General features: G+C 72.3%; 16 protein-coding genes. 6 read left to right on the top strand and 10 right to left on the bottom strand.

Annotation, left to right across the window (positions count from 1 at the left end; genetic code table 11):
• Window positions 1-24: 24 nt before the first annotated feature.
• From V1634_RS24680 to V1634_RS24660, 5 genes are all read right to left on the bottom strand, one after another.
• Window positions 25-1,089, bottom strand: a complete 1,065-nt coding sequence (locus tag V1634_RS24680) for a hypothetical protein (protein ID WP_331210253.1) — start codon at window positions 1,087-1,089, stop codon at window positions 25-27.
• The gene (locus V1634_RS24675) at window positions 1,086-2,117 is read right to left on the bottom strand and encodes a LuxR C-terminal-related transcriptional regulator (protein ID WP_331210252.1); all 1,032 of its coding nucleotides are present in this window, start codon (window positions 2,115-2,117) and stop codon (window positions 1,086-1,088) included. Before V1634_RS24675 ends, V1634_RS24680 begins: the two co-directional genes overlap by 4 nt.
• A 268-nt stretch (window positions 2,118-2,385) precedes the next feature.
• Window positions 2,386-3,384: a fibronectin type III domain-containing protein gene (locus tag V1634_RS24670; RefSeq protein ID WP_331210251.1), complete on the bottom strand. Its 999-nt coding sequence runs from the start codon at window positions 3,382-3,384 to the stop codon at window positions 2,386-2,388.
• Between the two features lie 153 nt (window positions 3,385-3,537).
• Window positions 3,538-4,830 carry a hypothetical protein gene (locus tag V1634_RS24665; RefSeq protein ID WP_331210250.1) on the bottom strand — a complete coding sequence of 431 codons (1,293 nt, stop codon included), beginning with the start codon at window positions 4,828-4,830 and terminating at the stop codon, window positions 3,538-3,540.
• 167 nt (window positions 4,831-4,997) lie between these two features.
• On the bottom strand, window positions 4,998-6,317 hold the full coding sequence (locus V1634_RS24660; RefSeq protein ID WP_331210249.1) for a hypothetical protein: 1,320 nt from the start codon (window positions 6,315-6,317) through the stop codon (window positions 4,998-5,000).
• A 627-nt stretch (window positions 6,318-6,944) separates the two neighbouring features.
• Here V1634_RS24660 and V1634_RS24655 point away from each other — a divergent pair.
• Window positions 6,945-7,799, top strand: a complete 855-nt coding sequence (locus tag V1634_RS24655) for a hypothetical protein (RefSeq protein ID WP_331210248.1) — start codon at window positions 6,945-6,947, stop codon at window positions 7,797-7,799.
• A 74-nt stretch (window positions 7,800-7,873) separates the two neighbouring features.
• Here V1634_RS24655 and V1634_RS24650 read toward each other — a convergent pair whose 3' ends face one another.
• From V1634_RS24650 to V1634_RS24640, 3 genes are all read right to left on the bottom strand, one after another.
• Window positions 7,874-8,476, bottom strand: a complete 603-nt coding sequence (locus V1634_RS24650; RefSeq protein WP_331210247.1) for a hypothetical protein — start codon at window positions 8,474-8,476, stop codon at window positions 7,874-7,876.
• Window positions 8,476-9,351 carry an ABC transporter ATP-binding protein gene (locus V1634_RS24645; RefSeq protein ID WP_331210246.1) on the bottom strand — a complete coding sequence of 292 codons (876 nt, stop codon included), beginning with the start codon at window positions 9,349-9,351 and terminating at the stop codon, window positions 8,476-8,478. Before V1634_RS24645 ends, V1634_RS24650 begins: the two co-directional genes overlap by 1 nt.
• An 82-nt stretch (window positions 9,352-9,433) precedes the next feature.
• Window positions 9,434-9,736 (bottom strand): hypothetical protein, encoded by a 303-nt coding sequence (locus V1634_RS24640; protein WP_107262702.1) that lies wholly within the window; start codon window positions 9,734-9,736, stop codon window positions 9,434-9,436.
• 144 nt (window positions 9,737-9,880) lie between these two features.
• Here V1634_RS24640 and recD2 point away from each other — a divergent pair, with 144 nt between their 5' ends.
• From recD2 to V1634_RS24615, 5 genes are all read left to right on the top strand, one after another.
• A complete protein-coding gene (recD2, locus tag V1634_RS24635) occupies window positions 9,881-12,157 on the top strand; it encodes an SF1B family DNA helicase RecD2 (RefSeq protein WP_407951841.1) in 2,277 nt (758 codons plus the stop codon).
• Between the two features lie 117 nt (window positions 12,158-12,274).
• On the top strand, window positions 12,275-12,580 hold the full coding sequence (locus tag V1634_RS24630) for a CU044_2847 family protein (protein ID WP_331210245.1): 306 nt from the start codon (window positions 12,275-12,277) through the stop codon (window positions 12,578-12,580).
• A 6-nt stretch (window positions 12,581-12,586) separates the two neighbouring features.
• Complete coding sequence (locus tag V1634_RS24625) at window positions 12,587-13,441, top strand: serine protease family protein (protein WP_331210244.1); 855 nt, start codon at window positions 12,587-12,589, stop codon at window positions 13,439-13,441.
• The gene (locus V1634_RS24620; protein ID WP_331210243.1) at window positions 13,422-15,356 is read left to right on the top strand and encodes a sigma-70 family RNA polymerase sigma factor; all 1,935 of its coding nucleotides are present in this window, start codon (window positions 13,422-13,424) and stop codon (window positions 15,354-15,356) included. Before V1634_RS24625 ends, V1634_RS24620 begins: the two co-directional genes overlap by 20 nt.
• Window positions 15,340-15,912: a CGNR zinc finger domain-containing protein gene (locus tag V1634_RS24615; protein WP_331210242.1), complete on the top strand. Its 573-nt coding sequence runs from the start codon at window positions 15,340-15,342 to the stop codon at window positions 15,910-15,912. Before V1634_RS24620 ends, V1634_RS24615 begins: the two co-directional genes overlap by 17 nt.
• An 81-nt stretch (window positions 15,913-15,993) precedes the next feature.
• Here V1634_RS24615 and V1634_RS24610 read toward each other — a convergent pair whose 3' ends face one another.
• Window positions 15,994-17,199, bottom strand: coding sequence for an LPXTG cell wall anchor domain-containing protein (locus V1634_RS24610; RefSeq protein WP_331210241.1), 1,206 nt, complete (start codon window positions 17,197-17,199; stop codon window positions 15,994-15,996).
• A 277-nt stretch (window positions 17,200-17,476) separates the two neighbouring features.
• Window positions 17,477-18,253, bottom strand: coding sequence for a prepilin peptidase (locus V1634_RS24605; RefSeq protein WP_331210240.1), 777 nt, complete (start codon window positions 18,251-18,253; stop codon window positions 17,477-17,479).
• Window positions 18,254-18,466: the final 213 nt, after the last annotated feature.

Genomic DNA, 18,466 nt, shown 5'->3' with positions numbered 1-18,466 from the left:
AACGGCAACGGACCCGAACGGCGCTCAGTTCGGCGGCGCCGCCCCGGGCAGATGTGGGATGAACCAGCCCCGCCGGGCCGCCCGCAGCAGGGCGACATGCCGGTCCGGAGCCTCCAGACCGGCGACGCAGCGCTGCACCGTATCGGCGATCGCCGTACCCGGCAGGTCGAGCCCGACCGCGACCCGCTCCTCCGTCCAGCCCGCCAGGAGCAGACCCAGCACCACCAGCTCGCGCCGGTTCAGCGGGCAACCGCCGGCCGGCAGCGGCGCTAGCATCGCCACCCCGACCAGCGGCGACAAGGCGGCGGCGCAGCTCAGCACCACGACCCGGAGCAGTTCGTCCCGCACCTCCCAGCCGCCACGCGCCGGTCGGGACGGCGGCTGCCGCCGCTGCCGGACGGGCCAGAGGAACGAGACCGACCCCTCGCCCCGGGGCGCGTACTCGTCGATCGCGGCGAGCAGCGTCGAACCCGCCGCGAGCTGCGGATGGTCGGGCAGGCCGCAGAGGGGCAGCGGATCGCCCACCCGGGTCAGCACCACCCCGGCGACGGCGTCGTGCACCACCCTGGCCAGCGTCGACAGCGACCGCAGCGGGTCGAGGGTGGCGGCGATCCGGGGCGCCAGCAGGCCGATCACGTCCCGCTCCGCGTCGGTGGGATGGTCCGGGTCCTCGGTACTGAGCAGGAGCATGCCGATATGGCGGCGGTCCCGGCTGAACAGGCCGGCCGCCAAGCCCTCCCGGTAGCCGGCCGGCAGGTAGTAGTCGCTCCAGACCGGATATTCGGCGGCCGGAACCGGCAGGTCCCGACCGCGACAGGGCACGGGGGACTCGGTCAGCCCCGCCTGTTCGGCCTGGCGCGTCGTCTCCGGGGTGCGGAAGTAGTTCCGGATCCGGTCGTCGTATCCGGCGCCGGCCACCTCGGCGAACCGGTGGGACCGGTCGTCGAAGAGGGACAGCCAGATCGCGTCGTACGGGACCACCCGGCGCAGCAGCGACAGCCACTGTGCCGGGCGGTCGGCACCGACCGGGCTGGCGACGATCGACGCCGCCTCCTGGAACAGTTCGGGGAGGGCGGGGGTACGGCTCATCTTCCGCTCCGGGACAACGATCGCGGTACGTAGAGGCCCAGCCGCAGCGCGCGTACGGCGGCCAGGGTCCGGGACGGGGCCGCCAGCTTGGCGAGGATGTGCTCGACGTGCGCGGCGACGGTACGCGGGGCGACCACCAGGGTGTTCGCGATCCGCTGGTTGGGCCAGCCGTCGACGAGCAGCCCGAGGATCTCCAGTTCTCGCGGGGTCAGCCCGTGCAGGTCACCGGGTGCCGAGAGCAGCACCACGGCACGCAGGTACCCCGGTGTGTGCCCCGGGCAGGCCAGCACGGTGACCCGGGCATAGCCCCGGTCCCCCGGTTCGGGCCCGCCGGGGCAGAGGAACGCGGCGTGCCGCTCCCCCTCGGCCAGGCTCTCGGCCGCGGCGACGAAAACCGCCGAGCCGGGCCGCAGCCGGGGGTGTTCCGGCAGTCCGGGCAGCGCGAGCACGTCACCGGCACGGGTGAGTACCGCCCCGGCGACCGCTGCGGTGACGACCGTCGACAGCGCGGCGACGGAACGCATCGGATCCACCGCGTCGGCGATCACCGGGGCGAGCAGGCCGAGAAAGTCCCGAGCCTCGTCGGTCGGGTGTTCGACGGTCTCGGTGTGCAGGGCCAGCACCCCTATCTGCCGGCCGTCCGGGCTGAACAGCGGGACCCCGACGCCCTCCCGGAAGCCGGCCGGGGCGAAGTGCTCGACCCAGGAACAGATCTCGGCCACCGGTATCGGCGCGTCCCGGACCCGGACCGGGGCCCGGTCCCGGTCCAGCCCGAGCAGCTCGACCTCCTGGTAGTGCGCGGCTCCGAGCAGATGCGCCATGATCGACTCTTGGTAGCCGACGGCGCCGATCGTCTCGAACCGGCGGCGCTCTGGATCCAGCACCTGGAGCACACCCGCCTCGTACGGGACCAGCCGGCGCAGTACCCCGAGGAGTTCCGCCACCCGTTCCCCGGTACCGGCCGCCGAGGATGCCACCCGCTCGACCTCGGCGGCGACCTCGGCGGCGTACGGCGGAAGTCCGCCCACCGGTCAGTGTCCGGACCGTCGGCGCATCTGGATCGACGACTCCCTCTCATATCGGCAGTCCTGTCAATCGACAGCACCGGCACAGGTGCGGTTACCTAGGTAAACGCCGGTCGGCACCGCAGGACACGCGGCCGCCGGCCCGGGGGACGAACCGGTCCGACGACGGACGGAAGCCAGCCGGCGCGATGGTCGTGGAGGGCGCGCACGCTCCGGTGCGCCCTCCACCCGAACCGGGCCGGCGTCCGGGTCGCCGGGGGCCACGGGCCGGTCAGCCGGTTTGACAGAGCTTGCCGTTCAGGGCGATCCGGCCCGGCTGGAAGGTCCCGGCGGCGAGGTATCCGACGGTCACCGCCGCGCCCGGGGCGATCACCGGGTTCCAGCCGAGATTCCGGGCGGTGACGACCCCGCCGGCGTGGCTGACCAGCGCCGCGTTCCAGATGGCGGTGATCCGCTGCGAGTCCGGCAACGCCCAGGTCAGCGTCCACCCGTCGACCGGGGTGGCGGCGACGTTCCGGACCGAGATCCAGACCTCCGCGCCACCGCGCTGGGCCCGGGCGGTGCAGGTCGGCACCGACCCGGTGGTTACGGCGACCTGGTTGGAGAGCGCCGAGTGGTTACCGGCCTCGTCCACCGCCCGCACCGCGAACCGGTACGCCGCGCCGGGCGTCAGCCCGGAGACCGTCAGCGCGGTACTGGGATAGGCGGGCGGCAGCATGGGAACCCGTCCCACCACGCTGGCCTCACCGGCCGGTCCGATCGACAGCACCTCGTACCGAGCCAGCAGCACGTTGTCGGTGGAGGGGTTCCAGCGGAGGCCGACGCTGCTCTCCCCGACCTCTCCCACGGACAATGAGGTCGGTGCGGTCGGCGGCTGGCTGTCGCCCGGCGGCAGGGTGAAGCGCAGCGACGGCGGTGCCGTCGAGCGGTTGCCGGCGGCGTCGACCGCCCAGACCCCGAAGGTGTAGGTCCGGGACGGCTGCATGCGGGTGAGCACGATGCTGTTGGTGGGGGTGCGGTGCAGCATCGCGATATCGGTGAAGATCTGTGATACGTGGTATTCCACCACCCCCACGTTGTCGTTCGAAGGTGTCCAGGTGAGTTCCACGGAGGTGGTGGTGGCGGCGGCGACCGTGATCGGGCCGGGCGTACTCGGCGGTTCGGTGTCCTCGGCCGCCGCGTGCGCGGCGGTGCCCGCGGTGCCGGTCAGGCCGGCGACGAGGACGGCCAGGATCAGGGTACGTGCCGGGCGGGACGGACGACTGCACACGGAATCCTCGCTCTCGGTCACCAACGCCGGGCGGGCGCCGGATATTTATCTTGAACGATGGACTGCGGCCGAGGATCCCCCGCCCGGGCAGTGTTTCCCCGGCGCCCTGGCGGCTCCGACACCGCGACTCGACCACCAGCACGGGGCAGGGACTCAGCCGACAGCACGGCGCAGGTAGGAGACACAGGCCCGATCCAGCGCCTCCATGCTCTCCCCGAGGGTCTTCCGCGTCGCCTGGTCGTAGTCTTCCGAACCCCGGGCCACCATCTCGTACCACCACCGGAACAACTTGGCCTCGCCGTGCCGGGAAGCCACGCACGTCATGGTGACGTGGTTTATCTGGTAGAAGGCATGTACCTCGCTCTCCGCCGAGGTGAAGCCGAGCGAGGGAAGTCGCACACTGCCCCGCCACTCGCCACCGCGCAGGTGCGCCCGGGCCTCGGACAACTCGGCTCGACGCGGCAGCTTGCCGCCCGACTGGATGTACTCGGCGATGCCCTCCACGAGCCACTGGTGACTGCCGCCGAAGATGGCGTCCCTCGCGGGCGCGGTGATCACGTGCCCGAACTCGTGGCGCAGCGTCTCCAGCACCTCGGCCCGGTCGTCCATCGTGTCCATCCGCAGCACCACGTTGCTGGGCATCTTGTTGTTGTTGTACGCGTAACCCGCCGACCACTGCGGAGAGTCGCCGCCCAACCAGGTACGCCACTCCTTCGTACCGGCGAGGAAGACGATGTAGCGCTCGGGCGTCTCCCGTCCGGCGAGCCGGCTGTACCGGTCGACGACCGACGCGGCCTGGTCACCTGCCGCCACCGCCTCGGCGAGCCGCTTCGTCTCGCCCGGCGGGGCGGCCACGATCACCCGCCGCCCCTCCCGGAAGGTCAGCCCGCCGGCCTCCCAGGGCAGCGGACGGGAACTGTAACGATCCCGGTCGGGGGCCCGGGATCCGGTGATGGTGACGGTCTGTTCGTCAGGCCCCCAACGGACGGTCATCACCTGGATCAGTCGCGGAGCTTCTGGATCGACGACCCTGGCCGGCGGGCACTTCGGTACGGCGAGGCAGTACGAGACGATGACCTCGGTGTCCCTCTCCTCACCCAGCTTCAGCAGTGGCCGGACCATCGGCTTCGCCTGCCAGGAGGAAACCCGCAATGCCCGAAGTGACGTGAACTGGCTGCGGTACGCCTCCCGGAGCTGCGCGTTGTCCGGGTCGAGCGGCGCCAGCCAGCCCTGCTCGTCGCCTCGGACCAGCGCCTCGCCCTGCGCCTTGAGCAGTTGCTCCAGTATCTCGCCCGGCCGCACGTAGGCGCTCTGCGTCGACGTCGGCGGCAGTACGACGTCGGTGCCCGGGTGGACCGCCTGGTTGGCCACCAACCGCACCAGTGAGACCACCCCGACCAGCAGCAGTACGCCCGCCCCCGAGCCGACCGCCAGCCAGCGCCCCACCGACCACCCGGTCGGGCCGGTGGGCCGGGGCGCGGGCGGCCGGCCCGGGTACCCCGACCAGGGCGTCGCCGGATGACCGGGCGCCGGATGACCGGGCGCCGGATGACCGGGCGGCGGGTACTGCGGCGGCGGTGGGCGGTCCTGGTCGTGCACGGTCTCCCCGTTCCTCAGACGGTGCTGCGGATGTAGGAGAGGCAGGCGCGCTCCATCGCCGCCCAGCTCTCGCCGAAGTGCTTGCGGGTCGCCTGGTCGTCGTCGACCTCGCCGTGGACCACGTCGATCCACCAGCGGAACAGCTTTGGCTCTCCGTGCCGCTTGGCCAGGCAGCTCATGGTGAGATAGTTCAGGCCGTAGAAGGCGTCCACCTCGACGCCCTCCGCCTCCACGTCCAGTGACGGCAACTTGATCGTCCGCGGCCAGCCCTTCTGCCGCACGTACGTTCGGATGGAGTGCATCCGGGGCGTACGGGACGCCGGCTCGCCGGACCGACCGATGTACTCCGCGATCCCCTCCACCAGCCACTTGTCGAACACCGATGTGCCGTACGGGTCGGAGCCGGTCGCCGTGACCACGTGCCCGAACTCGTGTCGCAGGATCGTCTCCAGGTAGTCCCGGTCGACCCGGCTCATCCGGATCACCACGTTGCTGGTCATCAGGCCCACCCGATAGGCGTAACCACTGACCCACTTGCCCTTCTTGCCGCCCCGCCAGGCGTTCCACTCCGTTTCACCGGCCGTGAAGACGATGTAGTGCGTGGGCGGCTCACGCCCGGCGAGCCTGGCGTAGCGGTCGACGACCGGGGCGGCCCGGTCGGCGGCGGCGACCACCTCGCCGAGCCGGCTCAGCTGGCCGGCGGGGGCGGCCACGATCACCCGCCGCCCCTCCCGTACGGTCAGCCGCTCGCTCTCCCAGGGCAGCGGGCGCGCCTCGAACCGGTCCCGCTCGGCCGCCTTCGACCCGGTGACCAGGATCGTGCCGTCCTCGCCCCACCGGACCGTCAGGTCCTGGGTGAACTGCGCAGCCTCGCCGTGCAACTGCTTGAACTCCGGGCACTTCGGGGTGCCGAAACAATAGGCGACCATCATCCTCGCCTCGGTCTCCCTGCCGAGTACCACGATCGGCGGGATGCCCATCCGGACCTGCCAGGCCGAGACCTTCAGCGCCCGCAGCACCGTGAACTGCCCTCGGTAGTACTCGTAGAGCTTCCGGTTGCCCGGGTCGATCGGGGCAAGCCAGCCCTGCTCGTCGCCCCGGAGCAGCGCCTCCCCCTGCGCCCGGAGCATCTGCTCCAGCCGCTGCGCCGGATGCACCGAGGCCTCCGGTGACGCCGAAGCGGACGGCTGGTCCGCCACCACCGGATCGTCGCCGCCCCCGCCGACGACCACCGCCGCCGCACCCACCAGCAGTACGACCAGGACGGCCGCGCCCACCGCCAGCCAGAGCCCGTACGACCGCCGCCCGCCACCCTGCGGCGATGTTCCGCCCACCTGCCCCGCCCCAGGCGGCGGCATCGACCCGGGCAGCATGTGCCCAGGCGGTGGCATCTGCCCGGGTGGCGATTGATATGCCGACGCCTGACCCAAATATCCAGGCGGTGGCGACGGATAGCCCGCTACCGGCGGCGGATACCCCGGTGCTGGCGGCGGGTAGCCGGCGGCTGGCGGCGGATGTCCTGGGGGCGCCCCGTCCGGCTTGGAGTGTCCCCCGCCAGGCACCGGCCAGTGGTCGTTCATTGAGTTCCCCCCGCGTTCTGCCCGCACTACTAGACGAGACAGCCCCTGATTCTGCGGGTGGACTCGATAGATCGGCGATAGACCGCGTATCGATCCGCGCATCCGGCAGGCCACCCTACGTGCCCTGCTCGAAGCCTGCGGCGTACGTCTGCCCGTGCCGGGCGCCGACATTTTCGACCTCTGGCACGGCATCCTTCTCGTCACCCCGACCACCTGCCCCGACAGTACGAACCACTGATCGGACACCGGCGACCGACGATCCGGCCCGAGACCGCCAGCAGCAACGGCAACAGTCCCTTCGAGTGACGACTTTCTGACTGCGTCATCCGATGGCCGACTGGACGCTGCCCAGGTTGCTCATTTCATGGAACGGGAGACAACGTGGCAGAGAACAATGCGTTTTACGTTTGCAAGGAGTGCCTGGTGATCTGCGTACCACGTCAGTCGGCGTCGGCGGACCTGACACTCATCGGCCAACCTGACCAATGTGAGCATCCGACTGAGGCCAGGGAGCGTTGGCCTCGGGCAACCTGCAACGCGCCCGTCGCGCTGCGGAGGGCGAAGCCGCAGGAGGTCAAGAAAATGCGTGGCATCGCCACCAAGAAGGATCGATATCGGGTGCGGGGCAGGTTGGCCGGGCTTGCCGTTCCGCCCGGGCAGGAGATCGAACTCGCGATAGTCGGCTATGTGGAAGAGGGGCCGAAGACACCACCTCTCGCCTGGGGCTATCTGGCCGGTAGCGGCCACTGGGGACTTGGCGCCAACATCGTTCCTCGTCGCATCGGAGGTGACGAGGTCGTAGGTGCGGAGGGTCGCGCCCTCTTCTGGGGGCTCCGCGTCCTCTTTCCGCGCGAACGCAATCCCGTCATCGTCGTCACCGACTACCCCGAAATCGCCGAATTGATCGAGGCTTGGCGAGCAGGTCGTACCGAAGAAATGCCACCGGACTATCAGACCCACCATCCCGACAGCGGACGGGAGGGCAAACTCGCGTTGATCGCGCGGTACGTCGCCCGGTACCCTCACCTGATCCGGGTGCGTCTTGTCGAGGATTACATCGAATCCACATACGCTCGCGGCGCCAACGAGTTGTCAAAGGTTGGCTGGGCCTACGCGATGCACCGGATGACCAAGGCAGCTGCAATGCAGCAGGGTCTGACGGTCGCCTCCCAGCACCTCAAAGTACCGCCGTTCCTGCTGCCGCCGGACCACGATGACGACGACGCTCTCACGTGATCACGTAGTGTCTGGCCTGCTAGAGCAGGCCGGACGCTACGTGATCACGGGGTGCGTAGCGGCAGCGGCGGGGGTCAGTCGGCGGTGAGGTCCCGGCGGACGGCGGCTGCCGCGCCGAGCAGGGCCAGCACCGCCCAGCCGACGGCGATCAGCAGGCTCGTCCGGTCACCGCCGCCGGCGCCCAGGAAGGCCGAGAACGGCAGCGGCGCCGAGAGCCGGCCGAGCAGGCCCTCGACGAAGACGAACCAGCCGGCGTACCCGAGGAACAGCCAGGTGGGACGGCGTACCACCGCCGCGTTGGCGGCGCCGAAGACCGCCATCACCGGCACCAGCACGAGAGTGTTCCGGTACTGCGTCAGGTCGCCCTTGGCCAACACGGTCACCCCGCTGACGGCGGCGAACCCGACCGCCACGACCACGCCCGCCACGATCTGCCCCAGCAGGGTCAGCAGCCGACCCGGTCGGGCCAGATGCAGCAGCACCGCCGTACGGTGCTGGTAGTGCGCAGTCACGCCCAGCACGGCGAGACCGAACGCGCCCATCCCGGCCAGCAGCGCCCAGGCGTCGACGTTCACCGCCCCGAAGAGCGCACCCAACACGCTGAACACGGCGATCGAGATCCAGCTCGACCGGATCGTGGCCACCCGGTACAGCTCGCTGCGGACCAGTGCGATCATCAGGCGGCCGCCAGGTTGAGGAAGATCTGTTCGAGGTTCGGGGCGTCGCTGGTCAGTTCGTAGAGCGGTACCCGCGCCTGGAAGGCGATCTCGCCCGCCTCCTCCGGCGAGAGGCCCAGCACCTCCAGCGCGTACCCGTCCGAGCTGACCCGGCCGCCGGCCCGCTCGAACGCCTGCCAGAGCCGACGCGGATCACGGCCCCGGATCCGCAGCCGACGGGTGGTACCGCCGTACAGCTCGGCGAGCGGCGCCGCACACCTGACCCGACCCTTGGCGATGATCACCACGTCGTCGATGAGCTGGGCCAGCTCGGCCAGCAGGTGGCTGGAGATCAGGACCGTGCCGCCGGCCCGGGCGCGCTCGCGCAGCAGCTCGCGCAGCCAGGCGATCCCCTCCGGGTCGAGACCGTTCGCCGGCTCGTCCAGGATCAGCACCGGCGGGTCGCCGAGCAGCGCGGTCGCCACCGCGAGCCGCTGCCGCATGCCCAGCGAGTAGTCGCCGGTGCGCTGGTCGGCGGCGTGCGCCAGGCCGACGTACTCGACCAGGTGGTCGACCCGGGACCGGCCGGCGCCGGCCAGGATCGCCTGGGCCGCCAGGTGCGCCCGGCCGGTCTGGCCGGGGTGGCTGATGCCCTGTTCGAGCACCGCACCGACCTGCCGCAGCGGCTGCGCCAGATCCCGGAACCGCCGCCTGTTGATCAGCGCCCGGCCGGAGGTCGGCCGGCTCAGCCCGAGCAGCATCCGCAGCGTCGTGGTCTTGCCCGAGCCGTTCAGCCCGAGGAATCCGGTCACCCGGCCCGGCACGGCGGAGAACGTCACCCCGTCCACGGCCCGGACCCGCCGGTACTGCTTCGTCAGTGCGATGGCCTCGATCATCGCGGCCATTCTTACCCGACCCGGTACCGCTGCGGGAGCAACCGGGGCCCCGCCTCCCCGCGCCCGCGACCCCCGGCGGTCGCTACATCCGCTGCAGTTCCCCGGTGTCGTCGAGTTCGCGCACCCCGGCGGCACCACCGAACTCGCGCTCGACCATCTGCTGGAAGGCCGGCGGGACCGGCCGGCCGGTCGCCGCGTAGAGCCGCTTGATCGCCGCTCCGGGGCGGCGGATGTCGTCCAGCATCCCCGGGTTGATCCGGTCGAACTCCGCCTCGATCAGCCGGGTGGCCGTTTCGCCGACCGTCTCGTTGCGGCTGTTGGCGAGCATGACCAGCAGGTCGTGCAGTTCGCCGTCGATCACCAGCGCCCGCTCCCCGTCGTCCATGGCCTCACGCTAAGCCCGCTCACCCCGGCCGGGGCCCGGATCGACCGGAGTGGCGACCGGCGGGGCCAGCGAGCCGGACGGGCCCAACGGGCCCAGCGTGACTGCCGGGCACCGGGTGACGCAGGGGTGCGCCATGATGCTCCGGTGACCGGACAGCAGTCCCCGACCGCCGTACGGCCGGCGTCGGCGGCCGGGCGCGGCCCCGCCGACCGGCCGGCCGGGGTGGTGCTGGAGGCGGTACTGGAACGGATCACCTACGCCAACGAGGAGACCGGCTACACCATCGCCCGGTTCGCCACCGAGCGCAGCGGCCCCGACCTGCTGACCGTGGTCGGCTCGCTGCTCGGCGTGCAGCCCGGCGAGAGCGTACGGCTGGTCGGGCGCTGGGGCACGCACCCGAAGTACGGGCGGCAGTTCGAGGTGCAGTCGTACACGACGGTGCTGCCGGCGACGGTGCAGGGCATCGAGCGGTACCTCGGCTCGGGGCTGATCAAGGGGATCGGCCCGAAGATGGCCGAACGGATCGTCGCGCACTTCGGCGTCGACACCCTGCGGGTGATCGAGGAGGAGGTCGGGCGGCTGGTCGAGGTCCCCGGACTCGGTCCGAAGCGGACGAAGCTCATCGCCGCCGCCTGGGTCGAGCAGCAGTCCATCAAGGAGGTGATGGTCTTCCTCCAGGGCGTCGGCGTCTCCACCTCGCTGGCCGTACGCATCTACAAGAAGTACGGCGACGGGTCCATCTCGGTGGTCCGCAACGAGCCGTACCGGTTGGCGGCCGACGTCTGGGGGATCGGGTTCAAGACCGCCGACACCATCGCCCAGGCCGTCGGCATCCCGCACGACAGCCCGCAGCGGGTCCGGGCCGGCATCCAGTACACCCTCTCCGAGGCCGCCGACGCCGGGCACTGCTACCTGCCCGAACCAAACCTGGTGGCGGACGCCGCCGAGATCCTCGGGGTTCCCGCCGAGCTGGTCCGGGACTGCCTGGCCGGCCTCGCCGCCGACGAGGGCGTGGTCCGGGAGGCGGTGCCGAACCCGAGCGCCGGGGGCGCCACCATTCCGGCGGTCTACCTGGTGCCGTTCCACCGGGCCGAGTCGGCCCTCGCGGCGAGCCTGCTCCGGCTGCTGCACCACCGCGACGACCGGATGCCGGCGTTCGCAACCGTGGACTGGGCGAAGGCGCTGGCCTGGCTGCGTACCCGGACCGGTGCCGACCTGGCCCCCGAACAGGAGGCGGCGGTCCGGCTCGCGCTGACTGCGAAGGTCGCGGTGCTGACCGGCGGACCCGGCTGCGGCAAGAGTTTCACCGTCTCCTCGGTGATCACACTCGCCGCCGCCAAGGGCGCGAAGATCGTGCTGGCCGCGCCGACCGGCCGGGCCGCGAAGCGGATGACGGAACTGACCGGGCATCCGGCCGCGACCGTGCACCGGCTGCTGCAACTGCGGCCCGGCGGCGACCCGACGCACGACCGGGACAACCCGATCGACGCCGACCTGGTGGTGGTGGACGAGGCATCGATGCTCGACCTGATCCTGGCGAACAAGCTGGTCAGGGCGGTCGCGCCCGGCGCGCACCTGCTGCTGGTCGGCGACGTCGACCAACTGCCCTCGGTCGGGGCCGGCGAGGTGCTCCGGGACGTGCTCGGCGCCGGGTCGATCCCCCGGGTCCGGTTGACGAAGATCTTCCGGCAGGCGCAGAAGTCCGGGGTGGTGGTGAACGCGCACCGGATCAACGCCGGCCAGCCGCCGCTGCTCGGCGGGTACCCCGACTTCTTCCTCTTCCCGGTGGACGAGCCGGAGGCCACCGCCGAACTGGTGGTGGACATCGTCGCCCGCCGGGTGCCGCGCAAGTTCGGCCTGAAACCCCGGGACATCCAGGTGCTCACCCCGATGCACCGGGGCCCGGCCGGCGCCGGCAGCCTGAACACCGCACTGCAACAGGCGATCTCGCCCTACCGGGAGGGGCAGCCGGAGCGCCGGCACGGCGCCCGGGTATTCCGGGTCGGCGACAAGGTCATCCAGATCAGGAACAACTACGACAAGGGTGCCGCCGGGGTCTTCAACGGCACCGTCGGCGTGGTCACCGGACTGTCGGTGGAGGACCGGAGACTCACCGTCCGCACCGACGAGGCCGAGGAGATCGGGTACGACTTCGACGAACTCGACGAGCTGCAACACGCGTACGCCATCACGGTGCACCGGTCCCAGGGCAGCGAGTACCCGGCGGTGGTGATCCCGGTGACGATGAGTTCCTACACGATGTTGCAGCGGAACCTGCTCTACACGGCGGTGACCCGGGCCCGGAAACTGGTGGTACTGGCCGGTTCGCGCAAGGCGCTGGCGATCGCGGTCCGCACCGCCGGCACCGGCCGCCGGCACACCGCGCTCACCCACCGGCTCAGTGGTGCGAGCCTGTTGTGACGTGAATCACGCGTCCGTTCTCGACCGATAACGCGGCGATGTCTCGTTAGGACTCTTGCCGTCCGGCGCACGCCCGCCGCGCCGGCCCGAGTGTCCCCCTGCCACCGGACGGAACGAATGTCGCACACACCGGTCAGAGTCGAGGTCTTCCCGACCGACGGCACCGATCCCCGCCAGATCGGCCCGAATCGGCGGCTCACCACCCTGCTACAGGAGCGCGCCGACGACATCGGCACCGCCGTCCGGGACATCTCCCGGATGCTGCGCGAGTCGGTGGAGTCCGAACCCGAGGAGAGCGGATTCCGGGTCTCGACCGTGACCTCGACCTTCGGGCTGAGCCTCGCCACCAGCGGCGGCGTCGTCGTCACCCGGGCGTCGGCCGAGGTCTCGTTCGAGGTCACCCTCACCATCGAACGCGCCTGAGCCGTCGTGCCGTCCCGGAATTCCTATCTGGTCAGGATCCGTCCGCGCGACAAGCCCGACGCACCACCCGGGTACACCGTCGGGTTCCTGGTCAGCAGCCACTGGGTGATCACCGCGGGGCACTGCCTCGCAAGACTCGCCCAGGACGAGCCGGTGACGATGACCCTGGCCGGCAACGGGACGGTCGACGGTCGGGTGGTGCGGATCGCGCAACGCGACGACCTCGGCCTGATCTGCGTCACCGGCACGCTGCCCCGGGCCGTCGTCCGGCCGGTCCTGGCCAGGGCGGCGGACAACGACGGCTGGGTGGCACCGGCCCGGCCCGAGGCCAGCCCGCACCGATTGACGGGATCGGTACTCAACGCCGACCTGCGGCACCGCTGCGCCGGTGGCGGTGAGATCGCCGCGCTCGAACTCAAGGTCGAGCAGGAACTCGGCGACTACCACGGTTACAGCGGCGGCCCGGTCGAGCGGGTGCGACGCCCCTCCGACGAGCCCGGCCCACCGGCCGTACTCGGCATGCTCGTCGAGCAGGCACCGAAGTGGAACCGTTCCGGCGACGCCACCAACGTACTGATCGCGGTGCAGGCCGAGTACGCCCTCGCCGAACTCGACGTCCTCGCCGACGCCCGCCGGATCGCCCAGGAGAACACCCGGGCACTGCAACGGGCGTACGACGCCGAACCGGCCGCGCTGACCGAGGAACTCCGGGAACTCAACGTGCTGGGTGACCAGCTCGACCGCATGATCAGTCGGGGCCTGCTGGGGCGTCGGAAGGCCCGCCGTTTTCTGCACAAGGTCCTGGACCGGACCCTCCGGTACTGGATCGCCAGGAGCAGCCGTGACCGAATCCGCACCTGACGACCTCGTACTCGACGAACTGCTGCCCCGGGCCATCGCCGAGGCGGAGGCGGCGTTGCGGCGGCCGAACCGGGCCCGGGCCGGGTTCGACCCGCTGCGGCCGGCGCTGAGTTCGCTGGCCGCCTTCGACACGAAGCGGAACCCGGGCGCCGTCCACCGGCTGGCGATGCTGCTCACCCGGCTCGGCCTGCACACCGAGGCCGGACGGCTGCTCGACTGGGCGGCCTGGCGGACCACCCGGGGCAGCGACGCCTGGCTGGCCACCGAGAACGTCCGGGCGATCCTCGCGGCGGCCCGGGGCGACCGGGACCGGGCGGCGATCCTGCTCGACCTGGCCCTGCGCACCACCGACCGGCTCTCGGTGACCAGCGCGAAACTCCACGCCAACCTGGCCGTCCTCTGCCTGGAGACCGGCGAGTCCGGCCGGGCCGCCCGGCACGCGACCGCCGCGCTGACCGCCGCCGTCGGCGCCGACCGCCCGGCGGAGTGGCCGGCCGACCTGCTGGCCAGCGCGGAAACCAGCGCCATGCAGGCGATCGAACGGTCCGCCGCCGATCCGCCGGGTACCGCGCAGGAGCTGCGGGACCTCGCCGAGACCCAGCTCGCGCTGGCGATGCGGCGCCGACGGCTCGACCTCGTCGAGTCGGCGATCGAGGTGATGGAGCTGGCCGGCCAGCACCTGACCGCCCGGCTGCCCGCCGGCCATCCGGAGGCCGTACGGCTGGGCGAGGAACTCGCCACCGCCGAGGAGCGGTACGCCGACCTGCGCGCGGCGAGCCCGGCCACCCCGGCCGCCGTGACGGCACCGACCGCCGCCGGCCACCCGACCGTCGCCGTCCCGCCGGACGCGCTCGCCCCGGACACGCCAACCCGCACCCCGCCCGACCGGGTCAGGCTGGGCGTGCCGGAGGCGTACCACTGGGTGGTGGAGCGCTATCTGGAGAACGTCTTCCGGTTCGTCTACTACCGGGTCGGTGACCGGTGGCTCGCCGCCGACCTGACCTCGACCGCCGTACGCCGGGTGCTGCACCGGATCGACACGTTCAGCGGTCCCGACCGTGAGCTGGGCGCCTGGCTGATCGGCACCGCCCGGGAGGTACTCGCCGACCACCATCCGGGCGGCCGGCCACCGTCACCGGTCGACGACCCGGACCACCCGGCCCGGGACGGCGCCGCCGAGCTGGTGAACGGCCCGCTGCTGGCCGCACTCCGGCAACTCGACCCCGAACAGCGGGACTGCCTCGTCCTCCGGTTCCTCCAGGCGTTCTCGCTGGCGGAGACCGCCCGGGCGATGGGGCAGGCCGAGAGCCGGATCCGGGTGGTACAGCACCGGGCCGTCCGGGCACTGACCCGGCTGATGCCGCCCGGTCCGCCGCCGCCCTGGTCGGACCTGACGCGGCGCCGGATGCGCCAGGGCCGGTACCTGCTGCGCAGGCTGCTCCGCCCCAGCCCGCCCGACCTCTTCCGGGGCGACGGGGAGGACAGCGCGTCCGTCGCCGGCCCCGGCGTCCTGCACGGTGCCGACCGGCTGATCGTGCTCGGGCTCCAGCTCCGGACCATCCCGACCTCGCCCGCCACCTGCCCTGCCACGCCACCGTGCCGGCAGCACCCGACCGGCTGTCCACCGGCACTCCTGTCGTCGGACGCCGACGCCCGGCTCCGGAGCATGCTGCTGGCGATCGTCGACGAGGCGGCGGTCACGACGGCCGGAACCGACGACACCGGCGCCGCACCGGGTACGCCCGGCGGTGCCCTCCGGAGCGGGTCCCGGATCGTCGTGACAGGGCGGGCCGGGGTCGGGGTCGGGCGTGGCGCCGAGGAGGGCGGACCCCGGCCAAGGCGGAGAAAGACATCGACAGACGTTTCCGTATCTGGCGCCGGGTGCGTACGGTGGCGCCATGAGGCAGCCCGGTGACCGTGCTCCCGCACCCGGACCGCTAGCGCTGGTGCAGGACCTGTTGAACACCGTCGACATCGAGGCGGGCCGGGACCGGCTGCGCACGATCGCCGAACTCACCGCCTTCGCCGCCGCGCACGGCACGACCGGACTCAGCTTCACCGATTCCGACGTGACGGAGACCCGACGGTTCCGGGAGGCGTTACGGGACGCCTGCCGGGGGCACACCGGCAACGAGGTGCCGAGCGCCTCCGCCGCCGCGCTGCGCTACACCCTCGCCACGTCCCCGCTGCTGCTCACCATCGACGCGGCCGGTGCGGCCCGGGCGGTGCCGGCGGCCGGGCTCGACGGGTCGGCGGCGTTGATCGCGGAGGTGGCGGCGGCGATCCTGAACGCCGCCACCGCCGGCACCTGGCCCCGGCTGAAGTCCTGTGCCGCACACCGGTGCCAGTGGGTCTACTACGACCACAGCCCGGCCGGGCGCGGCCGGTGGTGCACGATGAGCGTCTGCGGCAGCCGGGCGAAGATGCGGGTCTACCGGGCCGGCCGTTCGGTGGGCCCGTCGGCCGGCTGACCGCGCGGGCCCGCCCCGCAGCACCCGGTCCGGATTCCGGACGGGACGGCCGCGCCGCCCCGTCCGGAGATGCACGACCGGTCAGGAAGCCGGCTTCTCGTCGCCCGGGCTCACCAGTACGACCCGACGGCGCCGGGCGAGCAGGAACAGCGCCCCGCCGAGCAGTACGACGCCGGCTCCGACGCCGCCGACCAGGCCGGCCTGGACGCCGGTCACCGGGAGGCCGCCACCGCCACCGCCGGTACCGTCGCCGGAGGGTGCCCCGATGTGCGCCCGGAACGTGTCGGTGTTGTCGGCCGGGTCGGCGTCGTCGAGCTGCTTCGCCGACATCCCCTTGGCCCCCTCGGGCAGTCCGGTGCTCCGGCTCCGGGCCACCGAGGCCGAATCGACCCCGTCCTGGACGGCGAGGGCGCTGCTGAACATCTCGCCGCCCCGGGCGACGACCGGGCCGGGCGCGTCCTCGGCGACCTTCACCGGGAAGACGATGCCGACGGCGGAGATGACGTCGTCGGAGTCGTCGGTGTCCCGGTCGGCGGGGACCAGGGTGATCTGGTCGTAGTCGCAGGTGACCGTCCGGTTGCCGGCCGAGTACGCACAGCCCGGCTCGACCTCGTCGAAGGTCAGGTACTGCGGCAGGGTGACCCGCACCCTGACGCCCTTGGCGATGGTGTCACCGAAGTTGGCGACCACCCCGAAGGTCAGGGTACGGCCACCCGGCGGCACGGGCCGGTCGGTGAACTCGCCCTCCTCGGTGACCTGGTGGACGTCATCGGCGTAGACCGCCAGGTCGACCCCGATCGCCGGGACCTCGACCTCGACCTTCGCCGAGTTGTTCGTCTGGTCGGGGTCGGTCTCGGAGACCGCGGTGACCGTGTAGGAGCCCGCCTTGCCGTGCTTGCCGGGCACCCGGGCCAGGGTGAACGGGGTGGGCTGGGCGAGGCTGTGCCCCGGGGCCAGGCCCATGGTGGAGCAGCGGATCTTCTCGCCGGTCAGCTCGCAGCCGAGGTGCAGGCGGTCGCCGAGCGTCACCACACTGTCGTCGAGGCCGCTGAGGTCGTACTCGAACTGCCAGCCCGCGGCGTCGCCCGGGCCCTTGTTCAACGCCGTCGCCCGGTGTGCGGCCAGCGGTTCGCCGACCGCGACGGAGCCGGACGAGACGGTCAGCTCCAGGTCGGCACCGGCGTCCGCGTGGGCGGCGCCGCCGATGGCGATCATCGCGCCGCTGGTGAACAACGCCAGGCCGCCCGCGCCGGCCCGGGCCAGCAGGCGCCGGGTACGCAGCTTCATGGTTCCCCCGATTGCACAGTCGAAGATCGGATGACCGACGTACGGTACCGGTCACCAGGTGGGACGGGCCGTCCCGGTGATCTTCTGCTCACCCGAGGCATCCGGAGCAGTGCCGGGTTGCGTCGCGTTTGCGGCGGTGTGCGGGGCGGCCCGTCGAGTGATCGGCCAGAAACCTCGACCGGCCAGCGGGCCGACCGCTCCACCGTCCGGAGGAGACGCTTCGGCCGGTGACGGCCTCGTCGGCCGGGGACCGTCCCGTGTTGTCCGGGCGCGCGGGTCAGCTCAGCGCCAGGGTGCCGAGCGTGCCCAGGACGAGGAACGGACCGAACGGCAGGTGGCCGCCCCAGCCGATCCGGCGGGTGGCCAGCAGGGCCAGCCCGCACAGCGCCGAGGTGCCGAAGGTCAGCAGCGTGCCGAGCAGCACTGCCGGCCAGCCGAGCCAGCCGAGTACGGCGACCGCGCTCAGCGCCAGCTTGGCGTCGCCGAGCCCGAAGCCGCGGCGGCCGAGCAGCAGGGTGGTGCCGGCGAGGAACAGGGCCGCGCCGAGCCCGGCCAGTACGGCCCGCCACCAGGCCGTGGGGTCGCCGGCCAGCAGGGCGGCCAGGCCGAGCAGGGCCAGGGTGCCGCCGGCGGCGGCATAGCTGAGCCGGTCCGGCAGCCGGTGTACGGCAAGGTCGACGAAGAGCAGCGGCACCGCGCACGCCGCCCACCAGCCGAACGCGATCGACTCGACCGGCGACCGTCCGGCCACGACCACCGCCGCGACCGCGAGGAGCAGGGCGAACTCGACCGCCAGCGGCGGGGCGCCGATCCGGTCGCCGCAGCCCGGGCAACGGGCCGACGGGGCGAGCGCGCGCAGTGACCCGGCGGGGCCGATCGGGGTACCACAGTGGTCACAGCCGGAGCGGCGCGGCCGACCGTACGGGACCGACTCGGCGGCGACGAGCCAGCGCAGTACCGGGGCGACGGTCAGCAGCGCGAGCCATCGGACCGGCCGGTGCGCCGCCGCGCCGGCCGGCTTCACCGGGGTACGCGGTGTCGCGGTGTCCCGCATCTCGACCTCCCGTTGGCCGGCGGCCCGGTACGCCCGGATCCGGGGCGCGCCAGAACACGCAGAGTAACTCCATGATCGCTATTTCCGGATCTCCCCTGCCCCGGCGACTTCACACCCACCCGCCGTACGGCGCCGGGGCGGCGCCGCGACGACGCCCCCTGAACGCGGGCCCGCCCTGCGGGAAGCACCGGTACGGAAGCTGTCAGATCATCG

Origin of the sequence: Plantactinospora veratri, assembly GCF_036421995.1 — a bacterium.
Lineage (GTDB): Bacteria > Actinomycetota > Actinomycetes > Mycobacteriales > Micromonosporaceae > Plantactinospora > Plantactinospora veratri.
Note: the sequence above shows the minus strand (reverse complement) of the source record. Positions and strands in the feature narration are given on the sequence as shown.